Source organism: Paenibacillus sp. FSL P2-0136 (assembly GCF_037975325.1).
In the GTDB taxonomy this organism is placed as follows: Bacteria; Bacillota; Bacilli; order Paenibacillales; family Paenibacillaceae; genus Paenibacillus_AQ; species Paenibacillus_AQ silagei.
In genome coordinates this window covers 2,635,887-2,655,199 of the sequence record NZ_CP150244.1, presented here as the reverse complement: position 1 = coordinate 2,655,199, position 19,313 = coordinate 2,635,887, and the positions used below count along the sequence as shown (strand labels likewise).

Annotated in this window: 18 protein-coding genes; 5 read left to right on the top strand and 13 right to left on the bottom strand. The window is 54.0% G+C overall.

Annotated features, from left to right (window positions below; translation table 11 throughout):
* Position 1: 1 nt before the first annotated feature.
* Entirely contained in the window at positions 2-952 is a 951-nt protein-coding gene (locus NYE26_RS10845) for a 2-keto-3-deoxygluconate permease (protein ID WP_339255700.1), read from the top strand.
* 195 nt (positions 953-1,147) lie between these two features.
* Positions 1,148-1,690 (top strand): NADPH-dependent FMN reductase, encoded by a 543-nt coding sequence (locus NYE26_RS10840; RefSeq protein WP_036729889.1) that lies wholly within the window; start codon positions 1,148-1,150, stop codon positions 1,688-1,690.
* A gap of 129 nt (positions 1,691-1,819) precedes the next feature.
* On the opposite strand, the gene NYE26_RS10835 is transcribed toward NYE26_RS10840, so the two are convergent.
* Complete coding sequence (locus NYE26_RS10835) at positions 1,820-2,881, bottom strand: LuxR C-terminal-related transcriptional regulator (protein WP_339255698.1); 1,062 nt, start codon at positions 2,879-2,881, stop codon at positions 1,820-1,822.
* Positions 2,882-3,003: 122 nt separating this feature from the next.
* Here NYE26_RS10835 and NYE26_RS10830 point away from each other — a divergent pair, with 122 nt between their 5' ends.
* Positions 3,004-4,140: a saccharopine dehydrogenase NADP-binding domain-containing protein gene (locus tag NYE26_RS10830; RefSeq protein ID WP_339255696.1), complete on the top strand. Its 1,137-nt coding sequence runs from the start codon at positions 3,004-3,006 to the stop codon at positions 4,138-4,140.
* Here the strand turns inward: NYE26_RS10830 and NYE26_RS10825 are convergent.
* The 4 genes from NYE26_RS10825 to NYE26_RS10810 form a co-directional block, all read right to left on the bottom strand.
* On the bottom strand, positions 4,103-4,876 hold the full coding sequence (locus tag NYE26_RS10825; protein ID WP_339255694.1) for a DUF817 domain-containing protein: 774 nt from the start codon (positions 4,874-4,876) through the stop codon (positions 4,103-4,105). The genes NYE26_RS10830 and NYE26_RS10825 overlap by 38 nt on opposite strands.
* Positions 4,877-4,905: 29 nt before the next feature.
* Positions 4,906-5,121, bottom strand: a complete 216-nt coding sequence (locus NYE26_RS10820; RefSeq protein ID WP_036729893.1) for a helix-turn-helix transcriptional regulator — start codon at positions 5,119-5,121, stop codon at positions 4,906-4,908.
* A gap of 10 nt (positions 5,122-5,131) precedes the next feature.
* Complete coding sequence (locus NYE26_RS10815) at positions 5,132-5,620, bottom strand: DUF2975 domain-containing protein (protein WP_036729895.1); 489 nt, start codon at positions 5,618-5,620, stop codon at positions 5,132-5,134.
* A 102-nt stretch (positions 5,621-5,722) separates the two neighbouring features.
* A complete protein-coding gene (locus NYE26_RS10810; protein WP_339255691.1) occupies positions 5,723-6,604 on the bottom strand; it encodes a LysR family transcriptional regulator in 882 nt (293 codons plus the stop codon).
* Positions 6,605-6,750: 146 nt separating this feature from the next.
* Here NYE26_RS10810 and NYE26_RS10805 point away from each other — a divergent pair, with 146 nt between their 5' ends.
* Positions 6,751-7,434, top strand: coding sequence for an O-methyltransferase (locus NYE26_RS10805; RefSeq protein ID WP_339255689.1), 684 nt, complete (start codon positions 6,751-6,753; stop codon positions 7,432-7,434).
* Positions 7,435-7,529: 95 nt separating this feature from the next.
* On the opposite strand, the gene NYE26_RS10800 is transcribed toward NYE26_RS10805, so the two are convergent.
* The 6 genes from NYE26_RS10800 to sbnA all read right to left on the bottom strand — a co-directional run bounded on the left by NYE26_RS10800 (position 7,530) and on the right by sbnA (position 15,795).
* Positions 7,530-8,450 carry a metal ABC transporter substrate-binding protein gene (locus NYE26_RS10800; protein ID WP_339255687.1) on the bottom strand — a complete coding sequence of 307 codons (921 nt, stop codon included), beginning with the start codon at positions 8,448-8,450 and terminating at the stop codon, positions 7,530-7,532.
* Entirely contained in the window at positions 8,447-9,289 is an 843-nt protein-coding gene (locus NYE26_RS10795; protein WP_209875708.1) for a metal ABC transporter permease, read from the bottom strand. The genes NYE26_RS10800 and NYE26_RS10795 overlap by 4 nt, the downstream gene beginning before the upstream one ends.
* Positions 9,282-10,025, bottom strand: a complete 744-nt coding sequence (locus NYE26_RS10790; RefSeq protein WP_339257435.1) for a metal ABC transporter ATP-binding protein — start codon at positions 10,023-10,025, stop codon at positions 9,282-9,284. The genes NYE26_RS10795 and NYE26_RS10790 overlap by 8 nt, the downstream gene beginning before the upstream one ends.
* Positions 10,026-10,781: 756 nt before the next feature.
* Positions 10,782-12,095, bottom strand: a complete 1,314-nt coding sequence (locus tag NYE26_RS10785) for an ectonucleotide pyrophosphatase/phosphodiesterase (RefSeq protein ID WP_339255685.1) — start codon at positions 12,093-12,095, stop codon at positions 10,782-10,784.
* 1 nt (position 12,096) lies between these two features.
* Positions 12,097-13,323 (bottom strand): MFS transporter, encoded by a 1,227-nt coding sequence (locus NYE26_RS10780; protein ID WP_339255683.1) that lies wholly within the window; start codon positions 13,321-13,323, stop codon positions 12,097-12,099.
* A 249-nt stretch (positions 13,324-13,572) separates the two neighbouring features.
* Positions 13,573-15,795, bottom strand: coding sequence for a 2,3-diaminopropionate biosynthesis protein SbnA (gene sbnA / locus NYE26_RS10775; RefSeq protein ID WP_339255681.1), 2,223 nt, complete (start codon positions 15,793-15,795; stop codon positions 13,573-13,575).
* Between the two features lie 172 nt (positions 15,796-15,967).
* Here sbnA and NYE26_RS10770 point away from each other — a divergent pair, with 172 nt between their 5' ends.
* Positions 15,968-16,804, top strand: a complete 837-nt coding sequence (locus NYE26_RS10770) for a YheC/YheD family protein (RefSeq protein WP_339255680.1) — start codon at positions 15,968-15,970, stop codon at positions 16,802-16,804.
* 46 nt (positions 16,805-16,850) lie between these two features.
* On the opposite strand, the gene NYE26_RS10765 is transcribed toward NYE26_RS10770, so the two are convergent.
* Positions 16,851-17,558 (bottom strand): response regulator, encoded by a 708-nt coding sequence (locus NYE26_RS10765; RefSeq protein ID WP_036729911.1) that lies wholly within the window; start codon positions 17,556-17,558, stop codon positions 16,851-16,853.
* Positions 17,555-19,300, bottom strand: a complete 1,746-nt coding sequence (locus tag NYE26_RS10760; protein WP_209875717.1) for a sensor histidine kinase — start codon at positions 19,298-19,300, stop codon at positions 17,555-17,557. The genes NYE26_RS10765 and NYE26_RS10760 overlap by 4 nt, the downstream gene beginning before the upstream one ends.
* Positions 19,301-19,313 lie beyond the last annotated feature (13 nt).

The following is a 19,313-nucleotide window of genomic DNA, read 5'->3' as shown; positions in this document are numbered from 1 at the left end:
TATGAATATACTACGGTCTGTCCAAAAAATACCTGGCGGTCTGCTCATCGTCCCCATGCTGCTGGCAGCCGCCGTCAACACGGTGTTTCCGCAGCTGTTCGGCATTGGTGATCCTACAACCGCTCTGTTTACCTCCAGAGGAACGATGGTGCTTATCGGCTTGATCCTGTTTGTATCCGGGACGCAGTTGGACCTCCGCCTGCTCCCTGCTACACTGAAGCGCGCCGGGGTGCATGTTCTGGCAAGAATCCTGATCGCCTGGATGTTTGGATGGGCATTCGTTTATGGGTTCGGCATCGAGGGCTTTGCCGGTATTTCTGCCATTGCCTTCATCGCAGTGCTGACTAGCTGCAATCCGGGCCTTTACCTGGCGCTGATGAATTCCTACGGAGATGAAATGGATCAGGGAGCCTTTGGTATTTTGAACCTGATTGCTGTTCCGGTCATTCCGGTCATGATTCTGAACTCGGCCAGCGGGGCAGAGATTGATTATCTTAGCGTGGCGGCCACGCTGCTCCCTTTTGCCGTAGGTATACTGCTTGGCAATCTTGATGCTAACCTTCAGAGGATGTTTGCTCCGGGAACAGTGATCCTATTGCCATTCCTCGGCATCAGCTTCGGGTCTAGCATCAACCTGAGCCTGGCCTTCCGATCGAGCTTATCCGGCCTGCTGCTAACCTTACTCTTCTTCCTGCTTTGTCTGCTGCCGCTGGTTATGATTGACCGTCACTTGTTAAAACGCCCGGGGTATGCAGCGGCGGCTACCTGTTCAGTCGCCGGTCTATCGATGGTTGTGCCCGGGATAGCTGCCGGTTTTAACCCGGCTTATGCACCATATGCGGATACAGCTATAGCACAGATTGCTTTTACTGTTATCCTTACTTCCATCACCATACCTTATGTGGTTAAACGGCTGGCTGGAAAAGTGAACTCGGCCGAAGCCGGCCATTAGCTGCAACCAGAGACATAATACCAATTGCGGTCCATTGCCTTCCCAGATTCGGGTCTGCGATTGGGCCGCTTTAATTTTAACTAAAAATTTAACTAGGTTTCAAAATTTCACTTGCTTTATTAAAGTTATCAGCTATAATAAAAAACATATCAAGCAAAACAAATTACGGAAAACAAAATTCGAGGAGGAATTACAATGACAACACTTAATATCGGAATTATTCTTGGAAGCACACGCCAGGGCCGCGTTAGCCCGCAGGTAGGCGAATGGGTGAAGGGGATCGCTGATGCCCGTGGAGATGCTAATTACGAAATCGTAGATATTGCTGACTTCAAGCTGCCGCTGCTCGGGGAGAGCGACAGCTACGCTGAAGCTCAGGCTTGGGCAGCTAAGCTGGCTACCCTGGACGGATTCGTATTCATCGTTCAGGAATATAACCACAGTCTCTCCGGTGCACTGAAGAACGCACTGGATTCTGCCCGCGAAGAATGGAACAACAAGGCTGCTGGAATCGTCAGCTACGGCTCCGCCGGTGGCGCCCGCGCTGCTGAGCATCTGCGCGGTATTCTCGGCGAATTGTCCGTCGCCGATGTTCGTGTCCACCCGCTGCTCTCGCTGTTCACCGACTTCGAGAACGGCTCGGTGTTCAAGCCGGCTGACCTGCATGCTGCCAATGTCAATGCTATGCTGGATCAGGTCTTGGCCTGGAGCGGCGCGTTGAAGACACTGCGCCAGTAAGAATTCATTCGAAGCAGTTCCAGATCTATACAAGTCCGAACATGAAGCAAGGGGAATCTCCAGCCAAAGGCTGTGGAGATTCCCCTTATTTGTTCTACATTAGTAATTCACATAAGTAATTCTCGACCCTTATCGCGGAAGCAGCCGGCTGATCAGCTCTCTGCGGCTGGATACGCCTGTCTTGGCGAAAATGGATTTCAAATGATCCTGTACCGTGTAGGCGGAGATATGCAGCGATTCGGCCAGCTCCTTGGTCGATAACCCCAGCGCCAGCAGCTCTGCCAACTCCTTCTCCCGCGCGGTCAGGGCGAAGGCTTCGGCCAGCAGCCGGAAAACATCGCCGGAGCGGGCACTTACCAAGGATACGGCGAGCTGTGTCTGCGGGCCGCCAAGCAGGCTTGCGGTAACTGTCAGATACGCCCCGTCTCCGATTGGAAGACTTATTCTTGCCTGAGAAGTCCCGGCTCCGGCGGGCTTCTTCGCGCCGAGCACCCGCAGGCAAACGGCACGCACCGGGCCTGGAAGCTGCCCTTCTTCCAGCTGCTCCAGGCTCCAGATCTGCTTCAGCCAATAACGGGCTGCTGCATTCGCACTGACCGGGACCAGCCGCTCACTCAACACCAGAATACCGTTATCCTCCGGCACTGCCCGGTCCGCTCCGGATACCGGCAGGACGGAGGCATACGCACGCAGACGTTCAGCGATCAGCGGAGCTACCGAAGCCAACAAGGCACATTCCTGCTCCTGAAACGCCGGCTGGCCCAACTGACGGAATAAGGTCAGGAACCCCCAGCAGACCCCGCCTGTGCGCAGCGCTACGCGCAGCTCATCCCCGAATCCGGCGGGCTGCAGCACCTTGCGGTACCGCGCGCTTTTCTCCAGGCTTCCCCCGGTCACTCCGCTTAAGCAGACTGCCGGAATATCCGACACCGCTAACTGCTCATACTTCATATAATCCTCATGCAGATATTCATATTCGAACAATAGCGGATGAACCTCTTCAAGTCCCTGCTCCGTGACTGCCCCTGTGGTTAAAAGCGTGTGCGGGTCTACTGTCGTACAACAGGCCGCAGCGAACGGAACCAGCAGGCGGAGCCTGGCAATTACCGCTTCGCGGTACTGCTGTGAATCCAGAACCGGACCACCCCGGACAGGGTCAAGCTGTAATAGGCTATGTACTCCCTTGTTCATCTTCTGTCCTCCCGAAATCCCACAAATGTGGGATAGTCTGCCGCCCGCCTTAGCAGGATAATGATACGTAACGTTAATTATACCGCAGATTCTGCAATCCACCACGAAGGACGGGAATACTCATGAAAACAGATATTGTAGTAATCGGCGGCTACGGGCATGTCGGGTCACAGATATGCCGGCTACTCGGGGCACAGCACCCCGGCAAGGTCTACGCGGCAGGAAGAAACCTGAACCGGGCAGAGGAATTCTCCCGCAGTACCGGCGGATATGTGAAGCCGCTGCGCCTGTCGGCAGAGAAGCCGCTTCCCCCAGAGCTGCTGGGGAAGGTCAAGCTGGTCGTCATGTGTTTGGATCAGCAGGACACCCGGCTGGCCGAAGCCTGCCTCCAGAGCGGCACCCATTATGTAGATGTCTCGGCAAGCGGAGACTTCCTGACTATGCTGCAAAGGCTCGACCCTGTGAAGCATAAGCTCAAGGCGGCAGCAGTGCTGAGTGTCGGCCTCGCACCAGGGTTAACGAACCTGCTTGCGGCACGGGCTGTCCAGGAGCTGGACCATACAGAGCAGATCGACATCTCGATCATGCTGGGACTGGGTGACAGCCATGGACAGGCGGCTATGGAGTGGACGGTGGACAACCTTGGAGCCGACTTCGAGATTACCGAACACGGCAGACCGCGCACCGCCTCAAGCTTCACGGAGGCTAAGTCTGCGGATTTCGGGTTTGCTCTGCGGACGCATAGAGCCTACCGGTTTCCTTTTTCGGATCAGATGACTCTGCCTCAGACCCTTACCGTACCTTCTGTCTCGACCCGGCTCTGCTTCGATTCACGGAGCATGACGTCAGCCGCAGCGCTGCTGCGCCGCACCGGACTCTCCCGTCTGCTGCGTAACCGGACGCTCCGCAACCTCGCGGTCCAGGCGTTCACCCGCTTCCGCTTCGGGTCCGAGCGCTACGCGGTCAAAGTCGATGCCTGTGGCATGAAGGACGGTATACCCGCCTCCAGAGAATACGGAATCACAGGCGTACATGAAGCATCCATCACAGCAGCAACGGCTGCTGGAGTCGCCTTGAGACTCTATGAGTCAGCACCGTCTCCCGGTGTCTATCACATTGAACAGCTATTCTCCCTTGATTACAACGGGGAACAATGTTCGCTAATCCCTTCCGTCTCCGGCGGAACGGGACCGTCCTTCCGTTATCCGCTGGACGGACTGGCTATCTGGACCCGTTCCGGCCGGCCTTCACATGCTTAAGCTGAGCGACAATAATCACGCTGATAATCACCAGCAGGAACCATGAGCTGATCTTGCCAAAGCCTACCAGCTGCCAGCTCTCGTGCTGGTCCGGGTATTGCCACGCTCCCAGGAGGGTCGCAATATTCTCGGCCAGCCAGATGAAGAAGCCTACAATGGCAAAAGCCAGCACAAGCGGCATCCGGTACGTCTTACCCTGCACCCGGTAGATGATCCAGGTTCTCCAGAATACCACTACTACAAGGGCTGTCAGCCACCAGCGGAAATCCGGAATATAGTGGTGGGTGAAGAAGTTCAGGTAGATCGCTCCTCCCAGCAGTCCCGCAGCGGCAAGACCCGGCCAGCCGGTCAACTCCATCTTCAGCCTGCGCCAGATCTGGCACATGTAGCTTGCCACACTGGCATACATGAATCCGCTGTACAGCGGCACACCGAGCAGCTTCGCATAACCGGGTTCCGGGTAGGCCCAGGAGCCCATTTTTATTTTATACATCTCCAGCACCAGTCCAATTATATGAAACACACAGATGACCTTAAGCTCATCCAGCGTCTCCAGCCCGCTCCGGTACATCAGATACTGCACAGTAAGCAGGATTAGCAGAATCAGATCATAGCGGTGGATGAACGGCAGCTCTATTGTGCGGGTCAGGATTAACGTTCCAAAGATCGCTACAGGAAAAATACAGCTCATCGCCTGATGATACCCGAAGTGCAGCAGCCGTGTCATGACTCTCAATACCGTTCCCTCCCCGCTCCCGGTGTCCATTATTCTATAGCATCCGCTGTGTATTCCAGAATATCTCCCGGCTGGCAGTCCAGCGCCTTACATATCGCCTCAAGCGTTGAGAAGCGGATCGCCTTGGCCTTGCCGTTCTTCAGAATGGACAGGTTCGCCATCGTAATTCCCACCCGCTCCGTAAGCTCGGTTACGCTCATTTTCCGTTTGGCCAGCATGACATCAATGTTGATTATAATCGCCATGGTCGTCACCTCAGACTGTCAGATCATTTTCAGATTTCAGTTCAATAGCGTCTTTCAAAAGCTTCTGGAGAACTGCCGCGAACACGGCAATGACCAGCGAGGCAAAAATAAGGATCATCCCGATGACGATGATCCCCGGGGCATCATCCTTCTCCGCCATCAGATAGAACAGCGGCAACCCTATAACGAATATCCCGCTGATGGCCACTGCGCAGTGCTTGATATTCTTCAGCACCTGTACCGAAGCCTCCGAGAAGGCCATGTTCTGGTCAATATACCCCAGCAGCCTGAAGGTCTGATAGAGCGCAATGTAGAAAGGTACCGCCGCCCCGTATAAATCAATCATGACCAGAGCCTTGAGGTACGCATGCTCCGGATACAGCTCGGCTGCAAAGCCGGCGATGGACGGAACCGCAAAGATACACAGGGCCAGTGCACCCATGCCCAGCAGAAGAATCACAGCCTTCAAAAAAGTGGTTGAAGCGGGTTTACGTTTCATCAAGACAAGCACCTCACTCATTAATTGTGAGTTCAATTTAACACAGTATTTATCGTTTATCAATATATTTAGATCGAATAATAATATTTAATTATTGTTTTATCATTCCCGGCAGATGTCAATAAACCGCTGTAGCCCGGCTGACAGGGTCTCGTTCTTGCGTGTACAGACAGCAATATGATTGCTAAGCTGAATGCCCTCCACCTGTACCCGGCATAACTGCTTCCACTCCACATAGTCCCGCACAGCCAGCGAGGAGATGAAGTTGGCGCCATACCCTGCCATGACCGAACGAATGACTTCGCCCAACCCGCTGAATTGCAGGGTCACACGCGGCGGCTTCAGGCCGTAGGTTGTACAGAGCGAGACCAGACGCTCCCGGGTGGAGCTGCCTTCCTCACGCATCACGAACGGCTCCTGCATCATCTCCGGCAGCGATACCGTACCATTGGCAAAAGGATGGGAAGGGGCCACTACGAACCACAGCTCATCCTCAAACAGCTCCAGCCAGTCTACATCCTCCGGCTTCTCCTTGGCTCCGCCCCCGTAAAAGGCCACATCCGCTTCATGACGCTGCAATTGTTCAAAGGCCTGCGTGGAATTGGTCGTGGTAATCTCAATCTCCATCTCGGGCTGCCCTGCCTTGAACCGGGCGGCCCAGCCCGGGACCAGGAAATTCGCCGGAAGATAGGTGGCGGCAATGCGCAGCTTCCCCTTCCGGCCCTGGCGGTAATCCTCTACGAACTCCTCTATCCGTTCTTCATAGGTGAAGAGATTGCCTGCCTGCTTCGCCAGCTCTGTCCCGAAGGGAGTCAGCGAGATTCCCCGGCCGCTGGGACTACACAACGGCAACCCCAAATCCTTCTCCAGCCTCTTGATCTGGCTGGTCACCGCCGGCTGGCTGATCCTCAGCCGGGCAGCCGCCTTCGTAACGCTTCCCGTCTCGGCTACATAATAAAAAAGCCGCAGTGCATGAATGTTCATAAATACGCTCCTATTTATAATTTATATTCATAACTAATACTTATGATTAGACCATCAACATATATTAGTATTATGAATGATAATCCCTTATATTTAAAGCAGTTCTAATACACCAATACAAAAAAACAACTAACGGAGGGATTCACATGGAAGAACAGAACAAATGGAGCAACGTAGACGCTTATTTCAATGACCGATTATTGGCGGCAGATCCGGTCCTGGATGCTGTGCTGGATGCGAATACAGGGGCCGGCTTACCGGCGATTGATGTCGCTCCGAATCAGGGGAAGCTGCTGCATCTGCTCGCCCTAATGAAGGGAGCGTCCAACATTCTGGAGATTGGCACCCTGGGCGGTTATAGCACCATCTGGCTGGCGCGGGCGTTGCCGGAGACGGGCAGGCTGGTCTCGCTGGAATTCGAGCACAAGCATGTTGTAGTAGCTGAGGATAACCTGAGAATGGCGGGGCTGGCAGACAAGACAGAGGTAATTGAAGGCCCCGCGCTGGATTCGCTGGCGCTACTGGAAGCCCGGGGCTATGAGCCGTTTGACTTCATCTTCATTGATGCCGACAAGCCTAATAATCCGCATTACCTGAAGTGGGCGCTGAAGCTGGCCCGGCCGGGCGCAGTCATCGTAGCCGATAACGTGGTGCGTGACGGCGAGGTTATTGACCCGGGCAGTGCGGATGACCGGGTTCAAGGCATCCGGCAATTCATGGAGCTGCTCTCCGCAGAGCCGCGTATAGATGCTACTGCTATACAGACAGTAGGCAGCAAGGGCTATGACGGCTTCGTGCTCGGGATTGTCACCACACAAAATAACCCCTAAGGATAACAAATAACCCGCAGGCAAGGATAGCAGTGCTTATCCGGCCTTGCGGGTTATTTGTTGTTGCGGTCTCTTTTTCGCACACAGGCATCTGCCTATTCCTTGGACAAGCCCTCAACGACCTTATCGATATTCCACTTAATCATCTTCAGATAGGTGTCTCCTTCTTCCCCTTCCTTAGCCAGAGAATCCGTGAAAATCTTGGAGTGCACCGGCACACCGGTCTCGCGGGAAATCGTCTCCATCGTCTTGGGGTTGACGCTCGTCTCCAGGAATAGCGCCGGAATCTGCTTCTCCTTGATAATGCCGATGATCCGGTTCATCTGCTCCGGTGTTCCCTGGCTGTCCGTGTTGATCTCCCAGATGAAGGCGGACTCGAAGCCATAGGCCTGGGAAAAGTATTTGAAGGCCCCTTCACTGGTCACCAGGACGCGCTTCTCCTGCGGGACCTTGCTCACAGCTTCCTTGGCATACTGATCCAGCTCCGTCAGCTCCTTCACATACGCGGTCTGGTTATCCAGATAATACTGCTTGTTGTCCGGGTCCCGTTCGATCACACGCGCGGTAATGACGTCCACATACTTGACCGCATTTTGTATATCCAGCCAGGCATGAGGGTCAACCTGGGACTCCTTCCCCTTCTCGGTTAGATACATCGGCGTGACCTCTTCGGAGACGGCAAACGCGGCAGCTTCCTTTTTCGTCACCTTCAGCAGATCCTGGAACCAGCCCTTGCCGGTCTCCAGATTCAAGCCGTTATAGAAAATCAGGTCCGCACTCGAGACCTTGGCTGTATCTGCGGGCAGCGGGTCATACATATGCGGGTCAGTGCCGATAGGCACCATGCTGTAGACCTCCGCTTTATCTCCGGTGATATTCCGGGTCATGTCTGCAATAATCGAATACGTGGCCACGATCTCCAGCTTACCGTCATCCGCTCCCCCCTTACTGGTGTTGGAGCATGCTGCGAGTAGTAGAATGAGTACGGATGCCGATAGTATTTTGAACAGTCTCATGCTTGCTTCAATCCTTTCCGCAGAAAATTATTCTTAGGCGATATGATGAATGAAATGCTGAACAGCGTGACGCCTACCAGCACGATGGTTGCACTTGTCGGCAAATTGTAGCGGAAGCTCACGTATACACCGATGATCCCCGAGGCTGCCCCTACTGCAGAGGCCAAAACGATCATATGCAGCAAGGAATTAGACCACAGATACGAGGTGGCTGCCGGAATGACCAGCATGGCGATGACCAGCACAATCCCAACCTGGGACAGGGAGGAGACGGTCACTACGGAGAGCAGCATCATCAACAGATAATGATAGAAGCCGGTCTTCAGTCCGTATGCCTTCGCTACCACCGGATCGAACGAGCTGATCAGCAGCTCCTTGTACAGCAGTGTAATGATGGCAAGCACCGCCAGCATGATGATGAAGGATTGCAGCAGCTCGGATTGCGGAACGGCCAGAATGTTGCCGAACAGAATATGGGTGAGATCCAGCCCGCTGCGGGCAAACGTAATCAAGACAATGCCGAGTGCAAAGAACGAACTCAGAATGATGCCGATGGAGGTATCGCTCTTAATATTGCTGCGGCTGGTGATGAATTGAATGAGAATAGCGGCTAACAGGCCGAACAACGAAGCGCCCAGCAGGATGTTGATGCCCAGAATATAAGACAGGGCGACGCCCGGAAGCACCGCGTGAGATAAGGCATCGCCCATCAGCGACATTTTGCGCAGAACGATGAAGCTGCCGAGCGCCCCCGAGACAATCCCGAGGATAATCGCAGATAACCCGGCGTTCAGAGCGTATACCGGAATATTCAGCAGACTGGATAAGGACTCAAGCATGAGCGGCACCTCCCGCCCCCTGGATCATTACATTGCCGAGGGATGTACCGTAAGCTCTGCGGATGTTCTCCGTGGTGAAGGTATCCTGCACATCTCCGAAGGCGATTAGCTGCTTGTTGAGCAGAATGATTTTGTCAAAATATTCTTCGACCTCATGCAGATCATGATGCACCACCAGGATGGTCTTGCCTTCCTCGCGGAGCTGCTTGAAAAGGTTCACAATGATGCGCTCGCTGACCATATCAATGCCGACAAACGGCTCATCCAGGAAAAACACACTGGCCTCCTGGGCCAGCGCCCGGGCGATAAACACCCGCTGCAGCTGCCCGCCGGACAAATTGCTGATCTGCTTATCCGCAAGGTCACCGATCTCCACCATCGCCATGCTGCGCTCTGCAATCGCTCTCTCCTTCTTCCCCGGACGCCGGAACAGCTTCAGGTTCGGATAAGTTCCGGTCAGGACCGTATCCTTCACTGTAATGGGAAAAGTCAGGTCGATGTCATTCTTCTGCGGCACATAGGCGATATTCCGTCTGTACAGGGCAATGTCCTTCCCCTCTGCCTTCACCGTTCCGCTTCTCTTCTTGATCACATCCAGCAGCGCCTTAATGAATGTGGATTTACCGGCGCCATTGGGCCCAATAATGCCTACCGAATGCCCGAAGGGGATATCGAGCGTCACTCCTTCCAGCGCCGAATGGCCGAAATAATCAACATTTAAACCTTTAATCTGAATCATGTCAGCACCCCGTCTCTTATTTGGTCTATCTAGTCTTTTTAGGTTTTGGGATTGGCCGTGACTCCAGAGAAGTTTTGGACTTCCGGCCGCTACCGCTCCTCCAGTTCCAAAATCCCCCTCCGCCACTTTTCCCGCAACTTGAATTATTCAGTTTAAACTATATAGCCTATTAATGTGTCTATTGTTTCTCATCTGCATATATGTTTCCTTAAGGAAACTTTTATTCTTATGGATAATATATTTGATCATAGGCAAATTGTCAACGGTAATTTAAATTTAAATTACAGTCGTGGCGTTGGTTAATGTTCAGGGGCAGCGCCTCCCTCTTAGCGGCAAACAGGTGGAAAAACGTATCTTAATTAGACCACTTCAGGCAAATGCATGGAAACAAGTGGAAATAGTGCAACTAAAATAGTTTGTTTGGGCTTCTGCAGCTAAATGGGCTGAAATTAAGTGTTGTTTATACAACTGTTGTCCGGGAAGCGCTCATTCGTTCATTAGCAAGTGGAGGAAATTCACCTATTTCCTGCGGTAAACGCCACTCTACCTCGGCGCGCACATTGTGTTCGGTTTTCCGCATACATTCAGCTTGCGTGCACCCGCTCCACACCTCCGCATAAGCAAGCTATCCTCCTGTTCACCCACCCTATCAACAAAAAAAGCCTAACCCGGCGGCCGCGTGCGCGGACATCCTGATCAGACCGATGGAAGTTGCTCTATTCATCATTCATACTACCATTACTATCCCCCTAGCTATGCCTCAAAAATCTCCTCCAGCACCCGCCCGTCCCCCGGCCCGAACTCTATCCCCAGAATTCGTCCCATCGTCGGGGCGATGTCGACCATCTCCAGATCGCCGATGGGATAGCCCTGCTTGATCCCGGCCCCTGCGATGACGAGATTGCAGCGGTACCCGCTTGCATCCGGCGAGTAGCCATGCGTAGCATAGCGTATACCCTCAGCCTGCAGATCGGTGACCAGCGTGTCCGCCAGCGCTTCATCGAAGCTGTAGCCCCGCTGTGCTTCAAGCATGACTTTTGCCACCGGACTGGCATGAAGCTGCTTCAGCGTCTCTTCCGTATATACACTCTCAATGCCGGGTGCTCCGTCACGCCTATATTCATCCACCGCCGCCAAGGCCAGCCGCAGCGCTTCTTCATCCCCGGGCTGCACATGCAGATAAGCTGAACCGCCGCCGCTCTGGAAGTAGGCCCGCCAGTGCATCACGCCGTCCTTGTCATAGATCAGCCCCTTAGCCTGCAAAAGATTGTTCAAATGCACCTTGTAGCGCACGTTGAACTGACCATGGTCGCCCAGTACCATAATCACCGTCTCCTCCCGGATTCCGGCATCCTCTACCGCCTGCATGATCTCACCCAGCCGGTTGTCCATTCGCAGGATGACATCGTCTACTTCCCCGCTGTCCGTGCCGTACATATGCTTGGTGTCATCCAGGTCGATTAGATGCATCAGCAGCAGGTTCGGTTTCTTCCGCTTGATCGTATCGGCGGCGCATTTCGTGGTGAAGTTATCGAGCTGCGGCTGGGTGATGCCCTGCCTGATCCGTCCGTATTTCAGCTCCAGCCGGGCGCAGTACAGGGGACTGCCGCTTCGCAGTATCTTGAGCGCCTGATTCTCTCCTTTTAGCGCACGGATCTCCGGGATATTATACTGAATCGAGGACTTGCCGCTTACCGGCCAGAGCAGTCCCGCCGTACTCAGCCCCGCCTTACGCGCGGCATCATAGATTGTTGGCACCTGGACCGCCTCCCGGAACCAGAACCAGCGCTGCTCCTCCTCCGGCACGAACGGCTGCAGCGGATTGTTGTGATAGATGCCGTGTTTATCCGGGTAGACGCCGGTAGCGATGGTCGTATGTACCACGTAAGTGAGCGTGGGATAGACACTTCTGAGACGGTTGCTGCAGGCACCGCTGGTGATCAGCTTGGACAGATTGGGCAGGCGGCTGGCCATCTCCCAGTGATCTTCAGAGAATGCATCATAGGAAATGACGATCAGATGCTTGGCAGCAGAGGGTGGTGGCGGTTGCAGTCCAGTAGATTCCATACTATGTCCCCTTTGGCAATGTGATGAAGATGAAGAAGCCGATCAGAAAGAGCGGGATAATCGACAAAATACTATAGCGGGCATCACCGATCAAGGTAGTGGTCAGGGACATTAAGGCAGGGCCGAGAATCGCCGCGAACTTGCCGAAGATATTATAGAACCCGAAGAATTCATTGGAATTCTCCTTCGGGATGATTTTGGCGAAATAGGACCGGCTAAGTGCCTGAATCCCGCCCTGTGCCGAGCCGATCAGCGCACCTAGCAGGAAAATATGCCACACCGAGCTAATGAAGAACGCTGCGATACAGGAAATAACATAGGTGAAGATCCCGGCAATAATCAGATTCCGGGCGGAGTAGGTTTTGGCCAGATTGCCATAGAGAATCGCGCAGGGAAAGGCAATAATCTGGATGATGAGCAGAATTCCCAGCAGCGTGAAGGTATCCAGGGCATCTGTGCCGAGGACGGAGGTGGCGTAGGGCACAACCATTTTGATAATCGTATCTACTCCGTCAATGTAGAAGAAGTAGGCGAGCAGGAACACAAAGACAATTCGGTGCTGGCGGATATTCCTGAAGGTGGCAGCGATACGCTGGAAGCTCCGGGCAACAGGCTTCGGCTCAGGCTCGATATAATATCTCTGCTTCACATCGCGGATCATTGGCACCGTCAGCAGCCCCCACCAGAGCGCCGTAATGATGAACCCAATCTGGTAGCCGATGGCCTTGTCCATTCCCAGCAGGAAGATCAGCAGCAGGCTGATGCCGAACGGAATACAACTGAAGATGTAGCCGTAGGCGAACCCTCGGGTAGACACCTTGTCCATCCGTTCATCCTCCGTAACATCCACCAGGAAGGAATCGTAGAAGATGTTGGACCCGGCGAAGCCGACCGCTGACAGAATGTAAAAGGCGATGAGCAGCTGCCATTGCCCGCTGGCCGGGGACACGAAGGCCAGGGAGGCGGTGGCAAGGATACCGAGCGCAGCGAAAAAAATAAAAAACCGCTTCTTCCGGTCCTTATAATCGGCAATCGTACCGAGAATCGGGCTGAGGACCGCGACCAGAATACTGGCGATGGAGTTGAAGTACCCCAGGTCCATGCTGCTGCCCACATTATCGAACATCCCGAAGATAATCGGCAGCAGCGCCGTAGTCACTGCCATCGAATAAGCGGAATTCCCGCAGTCGTACAGAATCCACGATCTCTCCTCTTTGCTTAGCTTCATCTCATCTTCTCCTCTTATAACCGATTGTTTCAGTTATATCACGCCAACATATTAAGGATGTTAATGGGGTGTAAAATCACGGGCGGATCTGCTATTACGATTACGTCCATCATACCATAGGCCTTCTTCCCAGGTGATGACTATATCTGAATCCGTTTGATCGGGTCGCCAAGGAACGCTAATAGTCATCTGACAATAAGCTTGGCCTTATCGGTCCCCAGCCGATAAGGCCAAGCTCAGGTAAGGTGGTCACACCAGATACTCATCCATGGCTGACAGCAGCTCCGCTCCGAATTGGCTCTGAACCCAGGTGTCTGAGTAGACCGTATCGAGATACCGTTCTCCCTTATCATGCAGGATGGCGGTGCAGACTGCGCCGGGAGGAATCTCCTCCTTAAGTTGCCGAATAGCAGCAAGCACTGCCCCGGAGGAGGCTCCGGCCAGAATGGATTCCCTGCGGGCCAGCGCCCGGCAGCCCTTCACCATATCAACGTCGGCAACATGCACAATCCGGTCGATCAGGTCCAGTCTGCATAACGGGGGCACAATACCGGCACCCAGTCCAGGGAAGAGCCGCTTCTTCGGATGGCCGCCAAAAATAACGCTACCCTCTGCATCCACCGCCACAATCCGGGTCCGCAGTCCATTGTCCTTCACGTATTCTGCCAGTCCGTTTATCGTCCCGCAGGTACTGACACTACAGAACAGGTAATCGACCTGCCCCAGCTCCGTCACGATCTCAGGCATGGTCGTATCATAATGTGATAGATAGTTATTGGGATTGGCATACTGATTTGGCCAATAGCTGCCCGGTATCTCCGCGAGCAGCTGCTGCACACGCTTCAGCCGGGCCGGCAGGAATTCCCCGGTTTCAGGATCAGGGCGGTCAATGAAATCAATGTCCGCACCCAGAGTCTTCAGCAGCTGAAGATTCATCCCGGTGGTTCTGGCATCCACCACACTGATGAAGGTCATCCCGAGCTGCTTGCATATCATGGCCAGGCTGATGGCCATATTCCCGGAGCTGGATTCAATAATGACGGTCCCCGGTCCGATAAGGCCTTCCTTCCAGGCTTCCCGGATCATCCGCAAGGCTGGGCGGTCCTTTGCGCTTCCTCCCGGGTTCATCAGCTCCATTTTGGCGTAAACGCTGAACCCGCTGGCAGCAAACAGATTATCCAGCTTCAGGAGTGGTGTATGTCCGATAGAAGATAAAATCCCGCTGGTAAGCTGAGGCTCTGCCCGCTGCTCCACTGTCTGCTGCTCCGTTTGATCTTTCCGGTAATACAGCTTCTTGTTCTTCACCTGCCCGCCGATAAGCTCCTCGTCCTCTTCCGTCAGAATGACCTCAATATCGTCAAGCAGGTGATTTGCGATCATCAGACCAATCTCCGGGATGCACGCCCTGATCTCTTCCCTGATGACCGGAATGCAGGAGGGAACTGCTGACCTGCTCTGGATATACACGGATAATGCATTATGGCTGACATGAACCCGGACCCTGGCCTGCTGAAGATGACGGTAGACCACCTGTTCAATATCGTAGATGCTGATTTTCTCCCCATGCTTCAGTTCACGGCCCACCCGTTTGACGATGGACTGGAAGCTCTGCCGCTCCACGCCGTCTACCTGCACGGTCCTGAAATCCCTCACCACATCATAGGTGACAAACCGGAGGGCAGGCAGCAGCTTACGCACGGTTGAGGTAAGCACGAGAATGCCTTCGCCGTTACCCAGCGGGTCGAGTCCTTCCCCTACGATCTCCGTTCCCACAGCTTCGGCAACGATGCCTTCAGCCAGCAGATAGCGGCCCAGCTCATGCGAATAATAAGCAATCGTGCCGATTTCAATCGAACCGTACGTATCGGTAATATCCTGCAGCCTCAGGCCGAACAGGCGGGCCATGTTCTGCTGCCACTCCCGGGTAGCGATCTCGCCGACCAGAATGATTTTGCGGATTCCAAATGCCCGGGGGTCCTCCGCAGCATATACGATATGATCCAGGATAGAGGGCATGGTGTACAGCAGGTCGGGCTGGAAAGCCTGAATACGCTCAATATGCTGTTCTACCGGCAACTCGAAGGGAATGGAGCTGTTAGCCAGTCCCAGCCGTGCAAAAATGGCCAGCGCGGTATTCGCAGCATGTCCGGTCCCCATATCCGCCAGCGCCCTTGCACATCCGCTTCCCTGAAGCAATTTTTCGAACAGCCTGGTTTTGATATCGATATAATGCTGTTCATCCTCTTCCGAATAGACGATTGATTTACGCCGTCCTGTGCTGGTGCCTGAGGTCCGGTAGACGGCATGGGAAGCATCCGGTTCGTTGTTATAATAATGAATATCCAGCAGATCCGAAGTCATCAGGGGAAGATGCTCCAGACTGCAATTCACGTGCTCATTGCCGATAAGATCCTTGTACCAGGGGAAGTACCTGATTACTTCGTTTACTTTATCCCGCCACTGCTCCGCCATTCCTTTCGACGCCTCCCGCACCGGTTGCCTGAACGCAGCCTCCCGGATGAATTACCTTCAATAAACTATGTAATAATCCGCCTGTGTGTTCAGCCCCGGGGCATCCGCCCAAGCCAAATCCGGCTCTGTACCGTACTATAGCCTATTAGAGTCCATAGAACGGGGGAGTAGCATGAAGGAGCAAATCAGCCGAATATCCAATAAATTAACGAAGACAAGGGTGCTGGCGAAGAAGTCTGAATTAAAGCGGCATATCCCGGAGACCCGAAAACTAAGCCGGAGAGTACTCCAGACCATGCTGCAAAATCATCAGATGGTCTATATTAAGCCCTGCTGCGGTTCGTTAGGCGAAGGGGTCATAAGGGTTGAACAGCGGATACTGCGGAGCAATAGCGGCGCTGGCGGAAGTGGGGCTGATTCGGGGAACGCGCGGTCCTACCGCTATCAGGCAGGGACAAGGATAAGCACATTCGGTAATTATAACGAGGCCTATCAGTCCCTCCTGGCGGAGACCCGGGGCCGGTCCTATCTGGTACAAAAGGGCATCCGGCTGCTGACTTACGGCGGACGGCCTTTTGATATCCGTGTGATGGTGCAGCGTAATCTTCAGGGAAAGTGGGAGGCTACAGGAGCGGCGGGACGCGTGGCGCATCCGCAGAAGGTGGTTACGAATGGCAGCCAGGGCGGAAGCATCTATCCGGTGGAGACGCTGCTGAAGGCCTACACCCGTTCCGAGAAGCGCAAGACTCTGCTTGCCCAAATGTACGGACTTGGCGTGAAGTGCGCCATCCAGTTAAGCTCTGCCTATCCCGGACTTAAGGAAATCGGCCTGGATGTGGCCTTGGACCGGCGGCTGACTCCCTGGATTCTGGAAGTGAACACCGCCCCTGATCCCTGCCCGTTCACCAAGTTGAAGGATACCCGGATGCTGGACCGGATCGTGAGATACGGCAAAGCCTACGGGCGTACGTACAATCTGAAGTGCCGGAAGGCCAAGAGAGGCGTGTAGGTACAGCATGCCCCATCGCGCCCGGCCTCCCGGCCGAGCGCAAGCCTTAGTGGTCTTCCCGGTAAGCGCCCGGGGTGCTGCCGGTGTATTTTTTGAACACCTTGTTGAAGTAATGTTTGTTCTCATACCCGACCCGGCGTCCGATCTCGACTATCGGCAGATCCCGGTGGAGGCTCAGCAGCTTCTGCGCTTCCTTGATCCGGGTGGTATTCAGGTAATTGACAAAGGTATCACCCGTGACCTTCTTGAACAGGCTGCTGATGTAATTCGGATGAAGGTTCATCAGCTCGGCCAGATGATCCAGGGACAGGTCATTCATATAATTCAGCCGGGTATAGGCAAGAATCCGCTTGGCATGAGGCGGACAGTCCGTACTGTCCAGGGAGGGAAGATTCCGGTTCACCTGACTCAGCAGCCGGGCTACCTCCTCTTTATCCACCGGCTTCAGCAGGTAGTCCACTACCCCGTAGCGGAGCGCCCGGCGGGCATATTCGAAGTCATCATGTCCGGTAAGAATAATGAAGCGCTCACATAAACCGTTCTCCTTCGCCTCCTCCATCATCTCGAACCCGTTTTTCTCCGGCATATGCAGATCGGTTACCGTCACATCCGGCATGTATTCCTTCATAATCTGAAGCGCCTCGAAGGCGTCACCGGCCTCGCGGATCTCAGCCCCGACCGGCGCGGCTCCGCCAATCACCTTCACCAGCCCTCCAAGGATAATCGGCTCATCGTCTACGATCAAAATTCTCATGCTTGCTCTGCCGCCCCTTTCGATAGGATGATGGTCAGGCAGGTCCCCTTGCCCTCCTCACTCTCAAGAACCAGCCGTGAGGTCCCGCCATAAAATGATTTAATTCGCTCGCTGACATTATACAGGCCCACGCCTCCCTCCGCCTCTTCCTGAGTCTTCACCTCTTCCCCGCGGGATAACCGAGCTTGAATAAGCCGCACCTGGTTCTCAGGAATGCCAATGCCGCTGTCGGATACGCTGATTCGGATCTCCTCTGCCGTCTCCTGCGCTTGAATCAGGATATGGACCGGCCGCAGCGTCACAGCAGCTCCGTGAATAATACTATTCTCAACCAGCGGCTGGAGGATGAATCTTGGACAGATCAGGGTCTTCGCAGCCACAGCGATATCGACCTCATAGGTAAGTCTTTTTTGCAGCCGCATTTTGTGAATATTGAGGTAGAAGACCACGGTCTCAAGCTCCTGGGAGAGAACGGTATGATCGTCCTGGGCGGACAGGCTGTAGCGCATCAGCTTACCGAACCAGTAAGAGATCTCCGCCACTTCCTTGTCGTTGTTCGATTCAGCCAGCATGCGGATGGTCTCCAGCGTATTATAGAGAAAATGCGGCTTGATCTGGGCCTGGAGCACCTTGTAAGCGGCTTCCTTATTGCGCAGCTCGGCCCGGTGAACATTGTTGATCAGCTCATCCATACGCAGGAGCATCGAATTATAGGTCTCAGTCAGGAAGCTGATCTCATCTCTGCGGCCCGGCTTATCTTCCTTGCTGATGGACTGCTTCAGATTATCATCATTCAGGTTGCGCATATGTCTGGCGAGCCGGAGTACGCGCTTCGTAATCGTTGATGCGAGTGTGTAATAGGCGAACGACAATAACGCAAGCAGCACCGCGAATGTCGTAATCATCACCAGCTCCTGGCTCCGGATCGAGCGGAACACCTCGGATACCTTGCCGATGACGGCGACACGTACGCCCAGTTCCTTCATATATAGCTGATTAACAATGACCTCCCGGTTGATAAAATAGGTCTGCGCTTCTCCCGAAGTCAGTCTTCTCCAGGTGGCATCGTCCACCGCTGCGGGGATACCTTCCCGCTCCAGCGGCCCGCCCTCTGCCGGCAGAAGCAGCGCGGTCCAATCCCCTCCGCCTGTCGCCCGGTAGAATTTGCGGATCAGCTCACTGCCGACCCGCAGCTCCAGCAATCCCACAATCTCGGTAAAGTCATTGTTATATATTTTCTGGTAGAATACCAGCGGGGGCGCTTCCACCTCAGGATCGGGAATGATCCACTTGCCCTGTCCCGGCCGCAGCATACGGGTAGCCTCGGCACCCTGTTCATCCAGCGCCGATAGTTCGAGCAGCCGGTCAGTAATGGGCAGCACGCCCTGCTTGGTTATATAGATTCTGAACGTGTCGATCTCAGGACTGATATTAAGCGATTGCAGAATCACCGGATTGATATAACGGTTATAGGCATATATGCTCTCTGAGTCCGTCTCATAGCTGCCGTCCAGATAGTCAGTGACATACGGGTTGTACTGCAGCATACGCTGGGTGGAATCAATCCGGGCCAGATCCGCCTTCATATTGGCATAGGCCTGCTCCAGTATCTTTTGACGGCTCTCCACAAACTGGCTGCTTACACTGTCATAGATCTTACTATAATAATAGTAGCCAAACGTAACTACAGGAATAAAAATCAGAAAGATATATCCTACTATCATCTTGCGTACGATGCTCACGGCAGTCTGTCCC